The sequence below is a fragment of the Candidatus Cloacimonadota bacterium genome (assembly GCA_011372345.1).
Taxonomy (GTDB): domain Bacteria; phylum Cloacimonadota; class Cloacimonadia; order Cloacimonadales; family TCS61; genus DRTC01.
Map to the genome: position 1 here is coordinate 1 of DRTC01000472.1, position 2,960 is coordinate 2,960.

4 protein-coding genes and 1 tRNA gene are annotated in these 2,960 nt (G+C 34.7%); 4 read left to right on the forward strand and 1 reads right to left on the reverse strand.

Annotated features, from left to right (window positions below; all coding sequences use genetic code 11):
* Window positions 1-23: 23 nt before the first annotated feature.
* Window positions 24-97: transfer RNA gene (locus tag ENL20_09130), tRNA-Met, on the reverse strand.
* Between the two features lie 114 nt (window positions 98-211).
* On the opposite strand from ENL20_09130, the gene ENL20_09135 reads away from it, so the two are divergent.
* The 4 genes from ENL20_09135 to ENL20_09150 form a co-directional block, all read left to right on the forward strand.
* Window positions 212-1,705: an Rne/Rng family ribonuclease gene (locus ENL20_09135; protein ID HHE38720.1), complete on the forward strand. Its 1,494-nt coding sequence runs from the start codon at window positions 212-214 to the stop codon at window positions 1,703-1,705.
* A gap of 66 nt (window positions 1,706-1,771) precedes the next feature.
* Window positions 1,772-2,086, forward strand: coding sequence for a 50S ribosomal protein L21 (gene rplU / locus ENL20_09140; GenBank protein ID HHE38721.1), 315 nt, complete (start codon window positions 1,772-1,774; stop codon window positions 2,084-2,086).
* 21 nt (window positions 2,087-2,107) lie between these two features.
* Window positions 2,108-2,368: a 50S ribosomal protein L27 gene (locus ENL20_09145; protein HHE38722.1), complete on the forward strand. Its 261-nt coding sequence runs from the start codon at window positions 2,108-2,110 to the stop codon at window positions 2,366-2,368.
* 162 nt (window positions 2,369-2,530) lie between these two features.
* Window positions 2,531-2,960, forward strand: a 430-nt coding sequence (locus ENL20_09150; GenBank protein ID HHE38723.1) for a phosphoenolpyruvate carboxykinase (ATP), incomplete at its 3' end; no start/stop codon positions are given.

Sequence of the window (2,960 nt, forward strand, 5' to 3'; positions counted from 1 at the left end):
ATCCTAAACTATCAATAAAACGATAGCGAGGGAAGGATTTGAACCTTCGACCTTCGGGTTATGAGCCCGACGAGCTACCAGACTGCTCCACCTCGCAACAATAAGTTGGCACATATTTTTTCCATTTATTATCGTGTCAAGTAAAAGTTAGAAAGAAAATGCTTGACTGGAAAATCACATTATTCTTCTTAAATTTGGAGTTTGGAAATCAATGTTTAATGAAATAATTGTAAATGTTCATTCTTTTGAGAAGCGCATTGCTATCTTGGAGGATAACAAGTTAGTTGAGTTGTTTACCGAAAAAAAGGAACAACAACTTGTTATAGGTAATATCTATAAAGGAATAATTAAAAATGTTCTTCCCGGAATGGGTGCTGCTTTCGTTGAAATTGGTTTGAACAGAACGGCATTTCTGCATTTTAAAGATCTTGATCCAAATTTTCTGACAGCAAGTCAAAAAAAAATTTTCTTTTCAAATAATTCTGCAAGAATTGATCAAATATTAATTCCGGGTGAAGAAATAGCAGTTCAAGTTAAAAAAGGACCTTTAGGGAAAAAGGGTGCAAGGCTAACTTGTAAATTATCGCTCCCCGGAAAATTTTTAGTATTTGCACCTAAAAACAATAAAATTGCTCTCTCCCGCAAAATTACTTCAAATTCCGAAAAAAAGAGAATAAAAGCAATTCTCGAATCGGTAATACCTCCAAACACTGGAGTCATCGTGAGAACAGAAGCTGATGGAATTTCCGAAGAGGATTTTATCCAAGAATTGAATGGTCTTAATAAAACCTGGAAATTAATCGAAAAACAACTTCTATATGCAAAGGCTCCTGTCTGTGTTTTTGATGAGAATGACTTGTCATTCACTCTTGTCCGGGATCTATTCAGTTCTAAAATCGATAGATTGGTCGTTGATGATAGAGAATTACGAGATTCAATTATTTCCAGGCTGCAAGATGTTTCACCCGAACTTGTAAAACGAATCGAACTTTATAATGAGGATTCTCCAATTTTTGATGCTTATGGTATTGAAAAAGAAATAGAAGAAATATTCTACTCCAGAATTAATTTACCAAGTGGTGGTAATATAACTATTCAGCAAACGGAAGCTTTAGTTGCGATAGATGTCAATACCGGAAGTTTTACCGGAATCAGCCATTATGAAGATACGATCACAAAAACAAATATCGAAGCAGCTTATGAAATAGCACGACAAATCAGGTTAAGGGATTTGAGTGGTATTATGGTTGCAGATTTCATTGATATGAAAAGCGAATCTGATAAAGAAGAAGTTTATAATGTGCTGAAAAGTTCCTTAAAAAGAGATCGAGCAAAAAATCGAGTATTCCCGTTCAGCCCTTTAGGGCTTATCGAAATTTCAAGAAAAAGGACACGACCGAGTTTACTTCTGACCTATTCCGAACAATGTCCTTATTGTAACGGCAGTGGTCGTCTTTTATCTAAAGATTCTGTTGCTGTCAGGATTTCACGCTGGTTAAAAAGAGCAGAATATTTCTTAAAAGATGTTCCTTTAAAAATCGTCGTACATAAAAATGTAAAAACTTTTTTTGAAGAGAATTCCGACTTTCTTCAGCACTTTGAGAATGAAATTGAAATAGTATCAGACAACAAGATTGAATTTGATAAGTTTCAGATTATTTCTCTCAAAGATAATAAGGAAATAACTTCAAAATATAATACTTGACACAGAAATAAGTAATCAATTCTTTGATTTTCTATAATTTGTTGGAAGTGTTTTAAGGAGACAGAAATGTATGCAGTAGTTGACTTTAAAGGAACTCAATTTAGAGTGGAAAAAGATCAGACTTTAGAAGTTCCCTTTTTGAAAAATAAAGAGATCGGAACTGAAATAGAACTCGATCGAGTCCTGTTCCTGAAAAATGATAATGACACAGTTGTCGGAAAACCGATAATCGAAAAATCAAAAGTGATCGCTGAAATAATCGCTCATAAAAAGGATAAAAAGATAATTGTCTTTAAGAAAAAAAGAAGAAAAGGTTATGAGAAAAAACAGGGTCACAGACAGAATTACACAGAAATCAAAATTAAAGATATCATAAATTAGATATATTTTGGAGTAAAGATAATGGCACATAAAAAAGGAGTCGGAAGCAGTAGGAACGGAAGAGACAGTAATCCGCAATATCTCGGTGTAAAAAAATATGGTGGGCAGCAGGTTCTCGCCGGAAACATCCTGGTTCGTCAAAGAGGGACAAAAATCCGCAAGGGACTTAATGTCGGTTTGGGGAATGATCATACACTTTTCAGCCTGATCGATGGTTTCGTCAAATATGAAACCAAAAAAGCAGGAAAGAAGTTCGTCAGTGTTTACGCTGAAAGAAATTAACAAAATAACTTTTCATTTTCAAAAAACAGTCATTCGGCTGTTTTTTTTTGTTTTATTTTACAATTCTATTTTTTTCGATCCGATCAATGATTATTAAATATATAATAAATTGATTTTTCAATAAAAAATATATTAGGAGGAAAAATGAGCGAAAATCTAAGTATGAGGTTTATGGATGAATTGTCACAAATCTTGAAACAACATCCGCATATCCTGGAAAATCTTCCCAGGAAAGAAATGATCAGACGAGCAGTCGAAAACAAGGAAGCAGTCGTGTCCGCAAATGGAGCTCTCGACACCTGGACTCCGGTTGAATCAACCGGAAGAAGCCCAAAAGATACACTGATCGTGAAGCGACCGGAAAATGAAGATCAGATCGATTGGGATTCTCCCAACAACATTCCTGTCGATCCTGAAACTTTCGATATGGTTATTGAGGATGCTCTGAAAACCTTGAAAAACAAAGAAAAACTCTATGTTACTGATCGCGTTCTTGGTGCTGATTCAACTTATGCTCTTCCTACAAAAACAATTACAGATCAAGCATTGACTGCCCTATTCACTGATAATATGTTCAGACCTGTTCCTGATG